We start from the raw sequence: 18,945 nt of genomic DNA, 5'->3' as shown, positions 1-18,945 counted from the left end.
TCCAAAGGTGTTTTTTATCGAAAAAGGGATTGCTTTTTTAATAATTATTAATTAAAATCTTATCTAACTTCAGAAATCGAATGATTATTCTGAAAATTAATTCAATTAAGGGGTAGGACAGGATGAAAAATAAATGGGCCTATGGTTTAGTAGCTGTGTGTGGCGTGGTGTTAGCCGGCTGTACAACAGGCGGAACAAATAGTTCAAGCAATGACACAGCAACTAGCGGCGATAGCAACGCAGAACAAGTATTTAACGTAGTGGTTTCACAAGAAATGCCAAGTGCGGATCTTTCATTAGCAACCGATACGATCAGCTTCAGTGCATTGAACAATGTATATGAAGGACTGTATCGTTTGGATGCTGACAGCACACCACAACCTGCTGGTGCAGCTGAAGCAGCTGAAGTCAGCGAGGATGGACTAACTTACAAGATCAAATTGCGTGAAGATGCGAAATGGTCAAATGGTGACCCTGTTACAGCAGCGGATTATGTTTATGGCTGGCAACGGACGGTCAAACCTGAAACTGCATCAGAATACGCGTATCTATTTTCACCAGTCAAAAATGCGGATGCCATCACAGCTGGCGATACGGATCCATCAGAGCTAGGCATCAAAGCAGTGGGGGATTATGAATTAGAAATCACCCTAGAAAAAGCAACACCTTACTTTGATTACTTATTAGCATTCCCATCATTCTTCCCACAAAATCAAAAAGTAGTGGAAGAAAATGGCGATCAATATGCATCAACAAGCGACAATGCCGTTTATAATGGACCATTTGTCCTGACTGGTTTTGATGGGCCAGGAACGGATACAGAATGGGCTTATGAAAAGAACGATCAGTATTGGGACAAAGACACTGTTAAATTACAAACGATCAACGTAAGCGTCGTGAAAGAATCCTCAACTGCCTTGAATCTTTTCCAAGATGGTCAAGCAGATGATGTCATCCTAACAGGTGAACTGGCGCAACAGATGGCTAACGACGAAGCATTCGTTTCTCAACCAGAAGCAACGACTTCTTACTTAGAATTGAATCAACGTGATGAAGATTCACCTTTCCGTAACGAAAACTTGCGTAAAGCAATCTCTTATGCGATCGACCGTGATGCCTTAGTAACATCAATCTTAGGTGATGGTTCAATTGCTTCAAGTGGTTTGGTTCCGGAAGGCATGACTTTCAGTCCTGGCGATCATACAGACTTCACAGAAGCAGCTGGCAGCGTCATTAGCTACGATCAAGAGAAAGCAAAAGAATATTGGGAAAAAGCCAAAGAAGAATTAGGAATCGATTCATTAGAATTTGATATCTTAGCTTCTGATACAGACTCAACCAAGAAAATCATTGAGTACTTGCAAGACACGATCGAAAAAACATTGGACGGTGTGAAAGTCACGTTAAGTCCAGTTCCATTCTCTGTTCGTTTGGATCGTTCAAATGCGGGTGATTTTGATACAGTAATGGGCGGTTGGGGTGCTGACTATGCCGATGCAAGTAGCTTTACTGACTTGTTTACGACAGGTAACTCATACAACCGTGGTCAATGGAGCAGTGAAGAATACGATGCAGCTGTAAAAGCAGCAGGTACGACCAATGCCAATGACCCTGACAAACGTTGGGAAGATTTAGTCAATGCAGAAAAAATCATTATGAATGAACAAGGTGTCATTCCAGTTTATCAAAAAGCGGAAGCACATTTACGTGCAACAAAAGTCAAAGGTGTTGTTGCTCACGCAGCGGGCGCACAATACGACTACAAGTGGACATCAATCGAATAATCACGAGTAGTTGACTTGAAATGCCGAAGAAAAGGCTGAGACAATTTCTTGTCTCAGCCTTTTGCTTCTCATTTCAATGAGTAAAAATATAAGAGTGAAATTAACTAGTAGCAATCATTAAAAAGAGCAATGAAAGGAATAACAAGAAGACACCAGGCCATAACCAAAAGGCGTAACTCTGTTTGCCGACTTGGGATAATTTCAGATAATCTGTTTTATTTTTGGAAAAAGCTTTCTTCATGGAATATTGAAAATGGTCAAAGAAACCAGAAGCAAATACCCATAAAAAACCGCCAATGATCAAAAAGAACAGCGCCCACAAGAAAAGGGCATCTGAAAGAGCTGCTATGGAAAATTCATTTTTTATGGCTAACCATCCGCCAGAAATTGCGAGGCATAGGAGGGGTATGAGCCCACTACTTTTTTTTATTTTCATGATTTGACTCCTTTTTAATGATTCGTACTATGTTAATTTACATAATTATTGAATAGAAGTCAAAATACTTAAGGGGGAAACTGCGTGAACAGCTTTTTGAAATATTTATTGAAACGAGTGTTCTACATGGTCTTAACATTATGGCTGATTGCCACGATCACCTTTTTCTTGATGCAATTTTTGCCAGGAACACCATATACGAATGCTGAAAAATTAAGTCCAGAACAAATTGCCTTGCTAAATGAGCAAGCAGGATTGGACAAACCGATCATTACCCAATATTGGCTTTATTTGACCAATCTACTAAAAGGTGACTTTGGGATCTCTTTCCAATTTAAAAACCAGCCAGTAGCGAATTTATTATCAGGAAGAATCGGACCTTCACTGCAACTAGGACTACAAGCGATCATCTTTGGTACCTTCTTTGGGATCATTTTAGGAACGATCTCTGCAATGAAACAAAATACTTGGGTCGACACAACGTCTACCTTAGTGGCGATCTTAGGGCGTTCGATCCCTAACTTTGTCTTTGCCGTTTTGCTGCAATATATTTTTGCCATCAAACTAGGGATCTTGCCGATTGCAAAGTGGGAGACCTTTGCCAGCACGATCTTACCGACCGTCGCCTTAGCGATGTCGCCGTTAGCGGATTCCGCTAGGTTTATTCGAACCGAGATGGTGGAAGTGCTGCATAGTGATTATGTCGAGTTGGCACGAGCAAAAGGGTTGAGCCGCTGGGAAATTGCCTTCAAGCACGGTTTGCGGAATAGTTTGATTCCGTTATTGACGTTGTTAGGACCGCTAGCTGTCGGTTTGATGACTGGTTCCCTTGTCGTAGAAAATATTTTTGCGATCCCGGGTATCGGTGAACAGTTCGTAAAATCAATCATGACCAATGACTATCCGACGATCATGGCGGTAACGATCCTTTATTCCGCAATGTTGGTCTTTGTGATTCTTGTTGTTGATATTTTATATGGAATCGTTGATCCGCGGATCCGAGTTTCAGAAGGGAGTCGTGGCTAATGGCAGAGAAACCTTACACAGCAAATGATGTTGCTGCCATCGATGCAGCCAAATTTCAACCGTTACAAAAAAATACCAATGAAGAGCGTGAAGCGATCGCAACCCCCTCATTAACCTTTTTCCAAGATTCGTGGCGTCGTTTGAAAAAGAACAAAGCCGCTGTTTTCTCAATCGTTTTGTTGCTGATCATTATTACGATCTCAATCATTACCATTTTTGTCTCGCCACATGATCCGACCGCGCAAAATGTGACCTTTACAAATCTGCCGCCGAAAATTCCCGGTATCAACATCAATGGCTTAAACGGCTATGCGATGGTGGGAGGCGAGCTAGTAGATAAGTATGCAGCTGCCAATGTACCTGACGGGACATATTTCCTTTTAGGAACGGATGGATTAGGTCGTGACTTATTGAGTCGTCTATTTGTAGGGACACGTATCTCCTTATTGATTGCGTTTATCGCAGCGATGCTAGATATCATCTTTGGTGTAACCTATGGTTTGATCTCTGGTCTTTTAGGTGGACGAATCGATAATGTGATGCAACGTTTCCTAGAAATCTTATCAGGTATTCCCAACTTAGTGGTAATGATCTTAATGCTGGTAGTTTTCGAACCTGGGATCTTCTCGATCGTGGCAGCAATGGCGATCACTAACTGGATTCCAATGGCGCGGATCGTACGGGCCCAAACAATGAAACTAAAAGATCAGGAATTCGTTTTAGCCGCAACAACGCTGGGGGAAAGCCGTCTCAAGATTGCGATGAAACACGTATTACCAAATATTTCCAGCGTGATCATCGTACAAATGATGTTCAGTATTCCCTCGGCGATTTTCTTCGAGGCCTTCCTAAGCTTTATTGGGCTAGGATTAAAACCACCTTCAGCATCTTTAGGGATGCTACTAAGCGATGGCTACAAAACCTTCTTGTTCCTGCCTTACCAAATGTGGGTACCGGCTGTGACCTTGTCTGTGATTATGATTGGGTTCAATTTGCTGGCAGACGGTTTGCGTGATGCCTTTGATCCGAAAATGAAAGAGTGATTGCTATGAAAAAAGTCTTAGAAGTGAAAAACTTAGAAATTTCTTTTGACACCTTTGCTGGGAAAGTCCAAGCAATCCGCGATGTCAGTTTCGATCTATACAAAGGAGAAACCTTGGCGATCGTGGGCGAATCCGGGAGCGGCAAGTCCGTGACAACCCGCAGTATCATGGGGTTGTTAGCCAGCAATGCCAATGTCGATAATGGCCAGATCCTCTTCAATGGGACGGACATTTTGAAAAAATCCGAAAAAGAACTGCAAAAAATCCGTGGCAAGGAAATCGCCATGATTTTCCAAGATCCAATGACTTCACTAGACCCAACGATGCCGATTGGCAAGCAAGTGGCAGAGTCATTGATGAAGCACAACAAAATCAGTAAAAAAGAGGGCTTGCGACAAGCGTTGGAATTACTGAACCTTGTCGGCATCCCGAATGCTGAGAAACGCTTGAAAAATTATCCGCATCAATTTTCGGGTGGTCAGCGGCAGCGGATCGTTATTGCGATCGCGCTGATCTGTTACCCACAGATCTTAATTGCAGATGAACCGACGACTGCATTGGATGTAACGATCCAAGCACAGATCTTAGAGTTATTAAAAGATATTCAGAAGAAAATCAATTCGTCCATCGTCTTTATCACCCATGACTTGGGTGTCGTTGCCAATGTGGCTGACCGAGTAGCCGTGATGTATGGTGGGAAAATCGTCGAAGTGGGCACCGCAGAAGAAATCTTCTACAACCCGCAACATCCATACACCTGGGGCTTGTTGGGTTCGATGCCAACGTTAGAAGGGACAGGCGATCGTTTGTACGCGATTCCTGGTTCACCGCCGGATCTGTTGGACCCGCCAACCGGGGACGCTTTTTATCCACGAAACGAATTTGCTTTGCAGATCGATGCAGAACAGCAACCGCCGTTCTTTGATGTTTCACCGACCCACAAAGCAGCAACTTGGCTGTTAGCGCCGCAAGCACCGAAGGTAACTCCGCCGGATGAGATCTTGATTCGCTGGAAAAAATTCCAAGAAAAAAATACTCAGGCATCTGTCTAAAGGAGGAGAAACGGTTGGAAAAAGTTTTACTTGAAGTAAAGAATCTCAAACAATATTTTAACGTTGGCCGCAAAGACGAAGTCAAAGCCGTCGATGATATCTCCTTCCAAATCTATGAAGGAGAAACCTTTGGTCTAGTAGGTGAATCCGGAAGCGGAAAATCGACCACTGGACGGACGGTGATTCGTTTGAATAATCCTACCGGAGGCGAAGTTCTTTTTGATGGACAAGATGTTATGAAAATCAAAGGCAAGAAACCGCTGGCTGATTTTCGCCGGGAAGTTCAAATGGTCTTCCAAGATCCTTATGCCTCCTTGAATCCACGGATGAAAGTTCGCGACATTATTGCCGAAGGGATCGATATCAACGGATTAGCTAAAAATGAAAAAGAACGCAATGATCGGGTGGATGAACTCTTGCGAACCGTCGGACTAAACCCAAGTCATGGAACCCGTTATCCTCATGAATTTTCAGGGGGACAACGTCAGCGGATCGGAATCGCCCGAGCATTAGCCGTCGATCCAAAATTCATCATTTGTGATGAACCGATCTCGGCATTGGATGTTTCGATCCAAGCCCAAGTTGTCAACTTGCTGCAAGATCTGCAAGAAGAACATAAATTGACGTACTTGTTTATCGCCCATGATTTATCGATGGTCAAACACATCAGCGATCGGATCGGCGTGATGCACAACGGCAAACTGCTAGAAGTAGGAACCAGTGATGAAATCTATCATTACGGGGTCCATCCGTATACTGAAAGTCTTTTATCAGCGATTCCGCTGCCAGATCCTGACCATGAGCGTCAACGCAAACGGATCAAATACGTCAGCGAACCAAACGATAACCAAGAACGAGCAATGGAAGAGATCGCACCAGGACATTTCGTTTATGCCACGAAACAAGAAGCCAAGATCTACCAAGAAAAGTTAGCACAAAAAAAGGGGAACTAGCGTCAAAGGTATAGGGAGTGTTAGGAGGAGATGAAACTGGGTGTTTTAAAAGCATACAAATTTCGGATCTATCCTAATGGACAGCAAAAACAGTTTTTCATCGAAACCTTCGGCTGTGTTCGGTTTACGTACAATCAACTGCTGGAGGCGAAGATGGAGGAGCTGGCCAACAATGAAGCAAAGCAAGGGTTGACGCCAGCCAAACTAAAAAAGGAGTATCCTTTTTTGAAGGAGACCGATAGTTTGGCATTGGCGAATGCACAAAGGAATCTGGACCGAGCGTTTCGAAATTACTTTCAAAAGCGGGCTGGCTTTCCAAAAATGAAAACCAAAAAAAGTATTTGGCAATCGTATACTACGAATAATCAGCAGCACACCATTTACTTTGAAGAGGATCAAATCAAGCTGCCAAAGCTCAAAACACTGGTTCCAGTAAAAAAGCATCGGGAGATCAAAGGGAAAATCAAATCGGCAACGATCTCAGCGAAAAACAATGAAGAGTTTTATATCTCGATTCTTTGTTTGGAAGAGATCACACCACTCCCGAAACAGCAAGCGTCTATCGCGGTTGTTTATGATCCGCAGCAGCTGATCAAAGCCAACCAATCGGTACCGGTCACTTGTGAGCATGCGATCCAAACAAAACAGAAGCTGACACGAGCAGAACGCAAACTTCAGGTGAAAGCTACGGCGGTCAAACGGAAAAAAATCCTTTTGACTCAGGCACGAAATTATCAGAAGCTAAAAGGAAAAGTCGCTCGCCTCTATCGTTTTCACTGCTGTCAAAAGCGGGAATTCATCGATCAAGTCAGTTATCATCTCGTAAAACAGTACGATACAATCTATTTGGAACAAATTGCTGAAGAAACGGTTCTAAAAGCCGGTCATTACAGCATCAGCGATTGGCATCAGTTTGTTCGCAAAATCCAGTACAAAGCGCAGTGGTACGGCAAAGAACTGCGTTTTGTCACGTTGGACACGCAGGACCAACAGAAGCTAGAGCGGCTCTCAGGCGAAATGAGCAGCTGATCTGCTTGAACTGGAAGGAACGCCAGGGATCGCCTAGGGTATAGAAAAAATCTTTATGATTTTTGTTTCTAGGAACCACGTTCACTAATTATGATTAACCAGCAACCCCCTGCCAAACTATGGTTTAGCAGGGGGTTGTATTTTTTTTACATTTTATCACCTAAAAATGCGTCATTTAAGCGATAGATCTTTGAGGGACGCCCGATGCCAACGGGCTTTTCGCCGACCTCCGTAAAATATTGAAGCATGGATTTTTTAAAGTTGGAATGATCGATCATTTTAAAATCGATCCCTAAAAACTTGGCGAATACTTTACGGGCTTCCGTGATCGTAAAGTCTTTGCCTAACACAAGAAGCACTTGCGGCTCGTGCTCCATCTTATTGGCAACCCGTTTGAAGGCTTTGAGAATGATCGCGCTGTGGTCAAAAGCCAGCGTATCTTTTCCAACAGAGGCACCAGTCACCAGGTCAAGAATGATCTCGATCTCACCGCTGGTCAAATAGATTTGATTGGCTTTTCTTTCCAGAGAAAACCAGCGTACCTGATTCGCATCGTCCCCAGCACTTAAGGGCTCTTCACCAATAAATGCCAAATAGCTGACGGTGATTACCCACCCACGTGGATCACGACCAGGGGTGCTGAAGGTGTGCAGCTGTTCGATGTTTTGTTTGGAGATAGTGACCCCGATCTCTTCTTGGGTCTCACGGATCACACTTTGACCTGTCGATTCATTCGGATTGACGAAGCCCCCCGGCAATGCCCAAGAATTGCGGAAGGGATGGCCTTTTCTTTGGATCAGCGCAATTTTGAGTTGTTCTTCTTCTTTGTTGTAACACATCAACACCATATCGACGGTTACGGAGGGTTTCTCGTATTTCGGCTGATCTTGTGCCTGATACCACGTAAGAAAGTCTGCTTCAGAAGCTTCTTTCTCATAGTAGTGTTTTTCAGCTGATTTTGAGGTAAATTCTTTCATTGGTTTCTCCTGCCTTAGATAAAGTAAGTAACTGAGCGCGATGGTTTTCCTTAACGGAAAAAATAAGGAACGATCAAATTAATGAAAAACAGTGCGAGATAAAGCCAAGAAGACCGAGGGTGTTCTTTGAGTGCTAAATAGCCCCAAAGAGCGATCCATAGCAGAAAAGCTACCCGTAGGATTGCCAGCGCTGTCGCAAAAAGCGCCGCGTAATCATGGCTGTTGAAGTAAGCAAACAAAAAGGGGTAACCTGTGGTTGAAAAGAGCAAGTGCCCCACAGAAAGCGCGGTTAAAAGCAAAAAATGCTGTTTGTTTTTTCGAGTCATAGCGTTCCTTTCTATAAGAGAAGTCTTCCTCATTATAGCAAAAGAAGTACCTGTTAATCAAAGAGAGATAAAACACCTTTATTTCTTATGAGATTCGTTGTCAGGATCAGATTCTTCCCCTAGAACATTGAAGTGAACGGCTATCTGCGCTATGATAACTAGTAGAAAAGAAATACTCAAATCTGCTGGTTTATTTGCTGCGTTTTAAGGACGAAAACGATTCCTTTGCTTCTTTTAGAGCATGAAGAAAGGTCTTATTATGTCCGCTTTTTTGATTAAATTTATAGCATTTTTGGGTTGCGAACTGTATACTACCTAAGTATACACTTTACTAGTGAAAAGGAGGACTTGCGTCCATGGCTGAAAAAGAAACATTCTATATTACGACGCCAATTTATTATCCAAGCGGCAAGCTGCATATCGGGAATTCTTACACGACGATCGCTTGTGATGCGGTAGCACGATACAAACGATTGATGGGCTTTGATGTCTTTTATTTAACGGGTGTCGATGAGCACGGTCAAAAAATCGAGAAAAAAGCAGAAGAACTTGGCGTAGATCCGCAAGAATACGTCGACAAAATGGCAGCTGACGTCAAGAAATTATGGAACACACTAGACATCAGTTATGACAAATTTATCCGTACAACGGATGACTACCATAAAACAGCCGTTCAAAAAATCTTCCAGCAATTGCTTGATCAAGGAGATATCTATCTTGGTGAATATGAAGGCTGGTATTCTGTTTCTGATGAAGAATACTTTACTGAAACGCAATTAGCAGAAGTTTACCGAGATGAAGAGGGCAAAGTCATCGGCGGCAAAGCGCCAAGCGGTCATGAGGTAGAATTGGTGAAGGAATCTTCTTATTTCTTCCGCATGAGCAAATACGCCGATCGTTTGGTTCAATACTATGATGAACATCCAGAGTTCATTCAACCAGAATCACGCAAAAATGAAATGCTGAATAACTTCATCAAACCAGGTTTAGAAGACCTGGCTGTTTCCAGAACGACCTTTAAATGGGGCATTCCTGTCACGGCTAGTCCTGAACACGTGGTGTATGTTTGGATCGATGCGTTATCTAACTATATTACGGCATTAGGCTATGGCTCAGAGGACGATTCCTTGTTCCAAAAATACTGGCCAGCTGACGTGCATATGGTTGGGAAAGAAATCGTGCGTTTCCATACGATCTATTGGCCAATCATGCTGATGGCCTTAGACTTGCCCTTACCGAAAAAAATCTTTGGTCATGGCTGGTTGATGATGAAAGACGGCAAGATGTCGAAATCAAAAGGCAATGTCGTTTATCCAGAAATGTTAGTGGAGCGCTACAGCTTAGATGCGTTGCGTTACTATCTATTACGGGCGGTTCCTTTTGGTAGCGATGGTGTGTTTACACCAGAAGATTTCGTTTCTCGTTTGAACTACGATCTAGCCAACGACTTAGGCAACCTGCTGAATCGGACGATCGCCATGATCAATAAATATTGTGATGGCTTAGTGCCCGATTATGCCTCAAAAGTAACGCCTTTTGATAGCGAGCTGTCAACGACTGCGGCCAATGTGGTTGGTCGTTACCATGAAGCCATGGATAAAATGGAATTCAGTACGGCATTGTCAGAAGTTTGGACATTGATTTCCCGTGCCAACAAATACATTGACGAAACCCAACCATGGGTGTTAGCCAAAGAAGAAGAAAAGCGCGCGGAATTAAACAGTGTGATGGTTCATTTGGCGGAAAGCTTACGCATCGTTGCGATCTTATTGCAACCGGTGATGACAGAAACACCAGCCAACATTTTCCAACAATTAGGACTGGCTTCTGTTGCCATGGATCTGAAAGATTTACGCTTTGGTGAATTTCCAAGTGGCACGAAAGTCGTTGCCAAAGGCACACCGATTTTCCCTCGGTTGGAACTTGAAACAGAAGTAGCCTACATCCAAAAGAAAATGGCTGAAGGGACACAAAGTCCAGAAGAAACAGTCAAATGGAATCCAGAAGAAACCACATTGCAATCAGGCAAAGCCGAGATCAAATACGAAGACTTCGACAAGATCGAATTAAAAGTGGCAGAAGTCGTTGATTGTCAAAAAGTCAAAGGGGCCGACAAGCTGCTACAATTCCGCTTAGCTGCGGGAGATGATCAAGATCGTCAAATTTTATCGGGGATTGCTGAATTTTATCCAGAACCACAAGATTTGATCGGCAAAAAAGTCGTGATCGTTGCCAACTTGAAACCACGGAAAATGCGGGGGCAAGTCAGCCAAGGAATGATCCTTTCTGCAGAAGACAATGATGGTCGTCTGCAAATCGTGGAAGCGCCAAAAGGCATGCCAAACGGCTCGGTCATCGCTTGATTTTTAAGAGAAATTCTTTGTTGAATTTCAGCGAAAATAAAATTGCCAGACCCGAAAAGTTTTTGTATAATGTAGGTTATTGATATGAACATGAGGGAGTAATTGGCGGATTTTATCTGCGGCAGTATCACCATCCTGAAAGAAATTTCTGGTGCTGTCTTAAACAGTGAGACTTATGTATGCTTAGACAGTGCATACATAAGTCTATTTTTTTTCATATCATGTACAATAAAGGAAGAGTAAGTATAAAAGGAGGAGAAACATGTCAGAAGAAAACAAAAAGGAGCAGCTATCGCAGGCGTTTTATGCGCAAGAAGCGCAGCATGTTCTGGAAGAAATGCAAACAGATGCCAATGGATTAACGAACGATGAAGCGCAAAAACGCTTATCTGAGTATGGTCCCAACGAATTAGAAGAAGGCAAAAAGAAATCGATGGCACAAAAATTCTTTGAGCAATTTAAAGATTTGATGATCATCGTTTTGCTAGCGGCGGCAATTATCTCAGCAGTCGTTTCCCATGAAGTCGTGGACTCAATTATTATTTTAGCAGTTGTCATTATCAACGCGATCATGGGTGTTGTTCAAGAGGCAAAGGCAGAGCAGGCCATCGAAGCACTAAGAGAAATGTCCACACCAAATGCCAATGTCCTGCGTAATGGTCATACCGTTACCATCAAGAGCGATGAATTGGTTCCGGGGGATATTGTCCTATTAGAAGCTGGCGATGTCGTACCGGCAGATTTACGCCTCTTAGAAGCAAGTTCGTTAAAAATTGAAGAAGCCGCTTTGACCGGTGAATCCGTACCAGTCGAAAAAGAATTGACTGTCATCGAAGGGACGGATGTCGGGATCGGCGATCGCGTCAATATGGCCTATTCAAACAGTAATGTGACCTATGGCCGCGGAAAAGGGGTCGTGGTCAATACAGGAATGGGAACCGAAGTTGGGAAAATCGCTGGCATGCTAGCTAGCGCCCAAGAAACCGAAACACCATTGAAACGTAACTTAAATGAACTAGGAAAATTCCTGACGATCGCCATCATTATCATTGCAGTGATCATGTTCTTTGTTGGAACGATCTTTAACAATACGTCATGGGTCGACATGCTATTGACTTCGATCTCATTAGCAGTAGCGGCGATCCCAGAAGGGCTGCCAGCGATCGTAACGATCATCTTAGCCTTAGGTACGCAAGTAATGGCGAAACGAAATGCAGTGATCCGTAAATTACCAGCGGTTGAAACCCTTGGGGCAACCGATATTATCGCTTCTGATAAAACTGGTACTTTGACGTTGAATCAAATGACCGTGGAAAAATTGTATGTCAATAGCAAACAACATTCTGCTTCAGAAGATATTCCGTTAGACAACATGGCATTAAAAGTCATGAACTTTGCCAATGATACAAAATTTGGTGAAGAAGGCAACTTGATCGGTGATCCGACCGAGACCGCATTGGTGCAATTCGGGATGGATCAAGGATTCCATGTGCGGGATCTCGTCAATCAAGAACCACGGGTAGCGGATCTGCCCTTTGATTCTGACCGAAAACTTATGAGTACGATCCACCAACAAGAAGACGGCCGCTATTTAGTTGCTGTCAAAGGTGCACCGGATGTCTTACTAGGCAGAACCTCAAAAGTACTATTGGATGGCCAAGAGCTACCAATGACGAATGAAGAAAAAGAAAAAATCTTATTCAACAATACCGATATGGCAAAACAAGCGCTGCGGGTATTGGGAATGGCCTACAAATACGTAGATCAAGTGCCAGAAAACTTAGAATCAGAAATCGTCGAAAATGATTTGGTCTTTGCTGGCTTAGTCGGAATGATTGACCCAGAACGAGCAGAAGCAGCCGATGCGGTACGTTTAGCCAAAGAAGCTGGGATTCGTCCAATCATGATCACCGGAGACCACCGGGATACAGCTGAAGCCATTGCGGGACGTTTAGGGATCATCAAACCGGGCGATGATGATGCTGTCTTGACCGGCGCTGAACTCAATAAAATGAGCGAAGAAGAGTTTGCCCAAAAGGTAGCCCACTATTCAGTCTATGCGCGGGTATCGCCGGAACATAAAGTCCGCATCGTCAAAGCTTGGCAGCAAGAAGGCAAAGTCGTTGCCATGACTGGTGACGGGGTCAATGATGCACCATCCTTGAAACAAGCAGATATTGGGGTAGGTATGGGGATTACGGGTACCGAAGTTTCTAAAGGTGCTTCCGATATGGTCCTAGCAGATGACAACTTTGCTACGATCGTCGTAGCAGTGGAAGAAGGACGTAAAGTCTTCTCCAATATTCAAAAAGCGATTCAATACTTGCTAGCCGCTAACCTAGGGGAAGTTTTGACCTTGTTCTTAGCAACCTTGTGGGGTTGGGACTCGCTATTGCCGATCCACTTGCTTTGGATCAACCTAGTAACCGATACCTTCCCAGCAATTGCCTTAGGAATGGAGCCTGCTGAAAAAGATCTAATGAAACATGCACCGCGGGGACGCAGTTCCAACTTCTTCTCCGGTGGTGTGATGAGCAGTATCATCTACCAAGGGATCTTAGAAGCAGCAACCGTGCTGTTCGTTTATTGGTCAGCGATCCAATGGCCCGTTCACAATACGTACGATGCGATCCATGCCGATGCCTTAACGATGGCCTTTGCCACGTTAGGATTGATGCAATTGTTCCATGCATTCAACGTCAAATCGATCCATCAGTCGCTCTTTAAAGTAGGAGCATTTAGAAACAAAGCCTTCAACTGGGCGATCCTACTTTCCTTTGCATTGATGCTAGTGATCTTCATTGTGCCAGGATTGAATGATATCTTCCGTGTCGCACACCTTGACTTGTATCAATGGGGCATCGTTTTAGGCGCCTCCTTTGCGATCATTCCAGTCGTTGAGATCGTCAAAGCGATCCAACGAGCAATGGGACGCAAATAAGCCAAAAATAAACAGAAAAACAACGAATGGTCTGCTGTCCTTCTCCATGGGCAGCAGGCCTTTTTTTGCTGGCTTATTTTCGATAAACCCTATGGCTGTTTCTTGACCTTTTCATTTGCAGCAAGAAACGGTAAAATAGAAGATAATAACAAAGAAAGTAGGGGACCCACTGTGCGACCAAACTTAGGTTTTTATGTACAAACAATCAACGATCTTGTCAAAGAAACAGAAGCAATCGGGGAGAAAATGAATCCCAATTATGAAGAGATCCGCAAAGCGATCGACGAGAAGAAAGAAGCAGAGGTAACACCTGAGCGGCTAGCTGAGATTACCAGAATTTTTAAAGAAGGCACGGACAAATACCGCTTGATGCTTGAAAAAATCAGCAAATTGCGTCCACCAGCGAATGTGATGGGGATCCATAAAAAATTCGAGCGAGCGTATATGAAATATGTTGCCGGCTGTGATGAGATGATTTTGAGTCTGGATAACAAAATCGACCAAGAAGCCTTTGATGCAGCTGAAGCTAAGCAAGATGAAGCAACGGACGAAATTTCTTTTGCTATCCAACGGATGACCGCTTTATTGTTAAAAAAATGATAAACATTCAAGTTAAACAAGAGTTATTCAATTTAACTGTTATGTTTTTCACATGTAAAGTTTTTTTATCGGAGGTATAATGAATTCACAACCAACAACCTTTTTATTTTTCATTTTACTCCTTTTGCCATCAGGACTAACCAACCTGATGGTTTTTTTTGTTTTTTAATGAAGTGTTTCCATCAAAAGCGGGGATAGTTTGTGAACAAAATATAAAGTTGAAATAGCAAGGAATAGCAAGCTTGCGCTTTTTTGTCGATCAATGCTATACTTAGGGCACTATTAAACGAAATGAGGGATCCTCCATTGAAAAATTAACCAATTTGTTGAAAGCTGCATGAAACTGTTCCTCCAAGGGGATAGTCTGCAGATTTTCAGGATTGGTTGACTTTTTCAATGGGGGATCTTTTTGTGTACCTCTAAAAACTGATTCTGAAAATAGCTTTAGTCTACTCTATTCCGTGAATAGAGACGAGGTATATTTATGTCGAATATCAGTATTAATCATTTAACTTTTGGCTTTGATAGCCAGGAACGGTTGCTTTTTGAGGATGCCAACTTGAACCTTGATACTCAATGGAAATTAGGGTTGATTGGCAGAAATGGTCGCGGCAAAACGACCTTGCTGCGTTTGCTGCTCAATGAATTGCCGTATAGCGGCTCGATTACCCATGAGCAGCAATTCGTTTATTTTCCCTTAACCGTCGCTGACGATCAGCAACTGACGCTTTTTGTTTTACAAGAATCAGGTGAATTTGAGCAGTGGCGTTTGGAACGAGAATTGAACCTGCTGCAACTTGATCCAGAAGTTCTTTGGCGGCCCTTTGCCACTTTATCTGGCGGCGAGCAAACGAAAGTTCTATTGGCGCGTTTGTTCGTTGATGAAGAGAATTTTGCTTTGATCGATGAGCCAACCAACCATTTGGATGTGACCGCTCGCCAACATGTTGCCCGCTATTTGCAGCAAAAAACCGGGTTTATCGTTGTGAGCCATGATCGACAGTTTGTCGATGAAGTCGTCGATCATGTATTGGCGATCGAAAAAAGCCGCTTGGTGTTGTACAAAGGGAATTATTCAGTTTATGAACTGCAAAAGCAGCAAAAAGATGCCTATGAGCAAGAACAAAACAGCAAGTTGAAAAAAGAAATCGGTCGTTTGAAGCAGACGGCAGCCGAGAAAGCGGAGTGGTCCCGAGGACGCGAACGGGACAAATTAGGGTCGCCGACCAAAAAAGGCAGTGGGGCAATCTATGATACGGGGGCGATCGGTGCCCGAGCGGCACGGACCATGAAGCGCTCGAAAGCGATCGTTAAACGGATGGAAGATCAAATTCAAGACAAGTCTGCGTTGTTAAAAGACATTGAGTGGATCGATCCTCTGAAAATGACCCCGCTTGTTAGCCATCATGACGTGTTGCTGGAAGCAGAGCATTTTCAGCTCGGCTATGAGCAGCCTTTGTTTAAACCGCTGACGTTTGCGATCCGTCAAAAAGAGCGCTTGGGGATTCAAGGGGCCAACGGATCTGGCAAGTCCAGTTTGATTGCGAGTATTTTAGGTACTTTCGATGGACAGCAGACAGGGACAATCAAAACAGCCCACGGGATCACTATTAGTTACGTCCGGCAAAATTATGAGGACAACCGTGGGATGCTGACAGAGTTTGCCCAAGAACATGGCTTGAATTATCAAGATCTGCTAAATAATTTGAAAAAACTTGGCTTGGAAAGAGCTGTTTTTCAAACGCCGATCCAGCAAATGAGCATGGGGCAGCGTAAACGCGTGGAACTAGCCAAATCATTAGCAACACCAGCAGAATTGTTTATCTGGGATGAACCGCTGAATTATTTGGATGTCTTCAATCAGAAGCAATTAGAGGAAGTAATCCATTTGGTGGAGCCTTCTATGCTGATCATTGAACACGACCGTTATTTTCTTGAGCAAGTCTCAACGAAATTGCTGACGTTGACGATCGATGAAGTCGAATAACTGAAGGGGAAAAAGGACGATTGTTTTCTTTGGGAAAACCGTCCTTTTTTGTTATTTTAATCGGAGAGATACTGACGATTTTAGTAAGTATTTAATAAGGGTGCTTTTGATAAAAAAACTGTGTAAAAATAGTGTTATTATACACAGGTATGTATATTTGATAAAATTCATTCATTTTTTCATGAAAATTTTCGAAAAATGACGAAATGTTCGGGATTAGCGGGTAGAATTCCCTTTGAATCACTCATCGTTTTCTCATTGTTTGGTAAATTAATTAAAAATTCTTTCATAATTCCCATTGGTTTTTACAAAACATTTACAATAATAGTATCGAATAAAAACATTCGTTTGTTATGATTAAAATCGAATTTCTTTGAGCGTTTGACCGAAACATCAAGAGTTCGTTTTTTTTGTGACTTGAAATGCCAGTCAACTATTCGGAGGAAAAAGAGAAAATGGAGGGGCAGTTTTGATAGAAGTAGTCGGGTTGAAGAAGGTTTTTGATAATAAGTTCGAAGCCTTGAAAGCAGTAGATTTTACAATAGAAAAAGGCGATTTGGTTTGTTTGTTGGGACCTAGTGGTTGCGGGAAATCGACGATATTGAATTTGATCGCGGGGTTGTTAAGTCCCACCGATGGTGATATCCGCTTTAATGGTACTTCCGTTGTTAAGACGGAGCCGAAAGACCGCAATATCGGGTTTGTTTTTCAGAACTATGCCCTTTATCCCCATATGACTGTGTTAGAAAATGTCATGTTTCCCTTGACAGTCGGAGAGAAAAAAATCAAGAAAAACGAAGCACAGAAAATTGCTGAAAAGTTCATGAAGCTGACCAATATTGAAGAATTAAGTCAGAAAAAACCAGGAACCCTTTCCGGTGGACAACAGCAACGGGTCGCCATTACTCGTGCTTTGGTGCAAAGTCCAGAAGTGTTACTGCTGGATGAACCATTGAGTAACTTAGATGCCCGTTTGCGCTTGAAGATCCGTGAAGAAATTCGTCGGTTAGTCAAAGAAGTAGGAATCACTACGATCTTCGTGACTCATGACCAAGAAGAAGCTCTTTCTATCAGTGATAAGATTATTTTGATGAATGAAGGGATCATTCAACAAAATGATGATCCGCAAAACCTTTACTTAGAACCAAACAATCTTTTCGTAGCGAAATTCATTGGTAATCCAATCATCAACATCTTGCCAGTAGAAGTCAAAGAGGGACAAATGATCCATCCAGCATTCACGATCCCAGTTGACCGCTTTACCGACATTCGCTTCAAGAAACCATTGACAGACGGCCAATATACGTTAGGTATTCGTCCAGAAGATGTGCTGACCACCTTACAAACGGGGTTGTTCCAAACAGAAATCAAGAGTGTGGAGCTGATCGGACGAGAACGAATCTTGAACTTTGATCTGGCTGCTAAACATATGAAATCGATCGTTAGTATTGAAGAGATCATTGAAGAAGGCGCGCAAGTGTCATTTGATTTTCATTACAAAAAAGCCTTTATCTTTGATGAAAAAGGAGAGCGGGTCTACTAATGTTCAAAAAAAATTATAACCCTGAGAATCAACCAAAGGCGTGGCTGTTTTTACTGCCTTCATTGGTCATTATTTTCTTATTCAGTGTGTATCCGCTGTTTCGTTCTTTCATCATGAGTTTCCAAAAAGGAACCTTGATTAACCAACAGTATGCTGGGCTTGAGAACTATCAAAGGGTTTTAACGGACCCCGTATTCTTTCGAGCACTGCAAAACACAGCACTGTTTGCTTTTGCGGTCGTGCCGATCTCGCTGATTCTCTCATTAGCGATTGCTTGGATCATTTTTGAAAAAGTCAAATACAAAAGTTTTTTTGAAACGATCTTCTTTATGCCCTATGTCACAAGTACGATTGCGATCGGGATCGTGTTTCGTTACTTTTTCAATGGCTCTTACGGGATCATTAATTATCTGCTAGGTCTTGTCGGCATTGCGCCAGTCAACTGGCTAGATAACGTCAACATGAGTATGACGACCTTGATCATCTTCGGCGTTTGGACGAGCCTCGCCTTCAACATTATTATCTTGTTGGCAGGAATGCGCAACATCGACAAAGAACATTATAAAATCGCAAAAATGTTTGGCGCTACCGATGGCGAAATTTTTCGGAAAATCACCTTTCCGCAGTTGATCCCGACCTTTGCTTTCTTGTTGACGGTCAATCTGATCAGTGCCTTTAAAGTTTATACCCAAGTATATGCTTTGTTTGGCGGCCAGCCAGGGATCGCTCGTAGTGCCACGACAGCAGTCTTTTATATCTACGACAAATTCCATATCGCCGGACGTCCGGGGATTGCAATGGCGGCAACCGTGATCTTGTTTATCATTATTTTGCTCGTCACCTTTATCCAAAATAAACTTTTGAAGAAAGTGGGCGAATAAACGA

15 protein-coding genes are annotated in these 18,945 nt (G+C 42.9%); 12 read left to right on the top strand and 3 right to left on the bottom strand.

Annotated features, from left to right (window positions below; translation table 11 throughout):
- The first annotated feature begins 122 nt into the window (after positions 1–122).
- On the top strand, positions 123–1,784 hold the full coding sequence (locus IGJ26_RS14175) for a peptide ABC transporter substrate-binding protein (RefSeq protein WP_005233679.1): 1,662 nt from the start codon (positions 123–125) through the stop codon (positions 1,782–1,784).
- A gap of 100 nt (positions 1,785–1,884) precedes the next feature.
- On the opposite strand, the gene IGJ26_RS14170 is transcribed toward IGJ26_RS14175, so the two are convergent.
- Positions 1,885–2,220, bottom strand: coding sequence for a DUF3899 domain-containing protein (locus IGJ26_RS14170; RefSeq protein ID WP_005227990.1), 336 nt, complete (start codon positions 2,218–2,220; stop codon positions 1,885–1,887).
- 84 nt (positions 2,221–2,304) lie between these two features.
- Between IGJ26_RS14170 and opp3b the strand changes: the two genes are divergently transcribed.
- Genes opp3b through IGJ26_RS14145 form a run of 5 tightly spaced genes read left to right on the top strand, consistent with a single transcriptional unit; the run spans position 2,305 to position 7,323 of the window.
- Positions 2,305–3,246, top strand: coding sequence for an oligopeptide ABC transporter permease (gene opp3b, locus IGJ26_RS14165; protein WP_005233681.1), 942 nt, complete (start codon positions 2,305–2,307; stop codon positions 3,244–3,246).
- Complete coding sequence (locus tag IGJ26_RS14160) at positions 3,246–4,289, top strand: ABC transporter permease (RefSeq protein WP_005233683.1); 1,044 nt, start codon at positions 3,246–3,248, stop codon at positions 4,287–4,289. Before opp3b ends, IGJ26_RS14160 begins: the two co-directional genes overlap by 1 nt.
- Positions 4,289–5,341: an ABC transporter ATP-binding protein gene (locus IGJ26_RS14155; RefSeq protein WP_216593164.1), complete on the top strand. Its 1,053-nt coding sequence runs from the start codon at positions 4,289–4,291 to the stop codon at positions 5,339–5,341. The genes IGJ26_RS14160 and IGJ26_RS14155 overlap by 1 nt, the downstream gene beginning before the upstream one ends.
- A gap of 14 nt (positions 5,342–5,355) precedes the next feature.
- Positions 5,356–6,294, top strand: coding sequence for an ABC transporter ATP-binding protein (locus IGJ26_RS14150; RefSeq protein ID WP_005233685.1), 939 nt, complete (start codon positions 5,356–5,358; stop codon positions 6,292–6,294).
- A gap of 30 nt (positions 6,295–6,324) precedes the next feature.
- Entirely contained in the window at positions 6,325–7,323 is a 999-nt protein-coding gene (locus IGJ26_RS14145; RefSeq protein ID WP_008379437.1) for an RNA-guided endonuclease TnpB family protein, read from the top strand.
- 146 nt (positions 7,324–7,469) lie between these two features.
- Here the strand turns inward: IGJ26_RS14145 and IGJ26_RS14140 are convergent, their stop codons facing one another.
- Together IGJ26_RS14140 and IGJ26_RS14135 are read right to left on the bottom strand one after the other, a co-directional pair.
- Positions 7,470–8,300, bottom strand: coding sequence for an NUDIX domain-containing protein (locus tag IGJ26_RS14140; RefSeq protein ID WP_005233702.1), 831 nt, complete (start codon positions 8,298–8,300; stop codon positions 7,470–7,472).
- 50 nt (positions 8,301–8,350) lie between these two features.
- Entirely contained in the window at positions 8,351–8,626 is a 276-nt protein-coding gene (locus IGJ26_RS14135) for a hypothetical protein (protein WP_034872151.1), read from the bottom strand.
- Positions 8,627–8,982: 356 nt separating this feature from the next.
- Between IGJ26_RS14135 and metG the strand changes: the two genes are divergently transcribed.
- The 6 genes from metG to IGJ26_RS14105 all read left to right on the top strand — a co-directional run bounded on the left by metG (position 8,983) and on the right by IGJ26_RS14105 (position 18,941).
- Positions 8,983–10,989: a methionine--tRNA ligase gene (metG, locus tag IGJ26_RS14130; protein WP_429966541.1), complete on the top strand. Its 2,007-nt coding sequence runs from the start codon at positions 8,983–8,985 to the stop codon at positions 10,987–10,989.
- Positions 10,990–11,251: 262 nt separating this feature from the next.
- On the top strand, positions 11,252–13,930 hold the full coding sequence (locus tag IGJ26_RS14125) for a cation-translocating P-type ATPase (RefSeq protein WP_196043794.1): 2,679 nt from the start codon (positions 11,252–11,254) through the stop codon (positions 13,928–13,930).
- A 171-nt stretch (positions 13,931–14,101) separates the two neighbouring features.
- Positions 14,102–14,530 (top strand): hypothetical protein, encoded by a 429-nt coding sequence (locus IGJ26_RS14120; RefSeq protein ID WP_005228008.1) that lies wholly within the window; start codon positions 14,102–14,104, stop codon positions 14,528–14,530.
- Between the two features lie 484 nt (positions 14,531–15,014).
- Positions 15,015–16,517 (top strand): ribosomal protection-like ABC-F family protein, encoded by a 1,503-nt coding sequence (gene abc-f, locus IGJ26_RS14115; RefSeq protein ID WP_429966542.1) that lies wholly within the window; start codon positions 15,015–15,017, stop codon positions 16,515–16,517.
- A gap of 469 nt (positions 16,518–16,986) precedes the next feature.
- On the top strand, positions 16,987–18,060 hold the full coding sequence (locus IGJ26_RS14110) for an ABC transporter ATP-binding protein (RefSeq protein ID WP_005233711.1): 1,074 nt from the start codon (positions 16,987–16,989) through the stop codon (positions 18,058–18,060).
- Positions 18,060–18,941 (top strand): carbohydrate ABC transporter permease, encoded by an 882-nt coding sequence (locus IGJ26_RS14105; RefSeq protein WP_008379450.1) that lies wholly within the window; start codon positions 18,060–18,062, stop codon positions 18,939–18,941. Before IGJ26_RS14110 ends, IGJ26_RS14105 begins: the two co-directional genes overlap by 1 nt.
- The last annotated feature ends 4 nt before the right edge of the window (positions 18,942–18,945 follow it).

This window comes from Enterococcus sp. AZ095a (assembly GCF_050546735.1).
GTDB lineage: Bacteria > Bacillota > Bacilli > Lactobacillales > Enterococcaceae > Enterococcus_D > Enterococcus_D entomosocium.
Note: the sequence above shows the minus strand (reverse complement) of the source record. Positions and strands in the feature narration are given on the sequence as shown.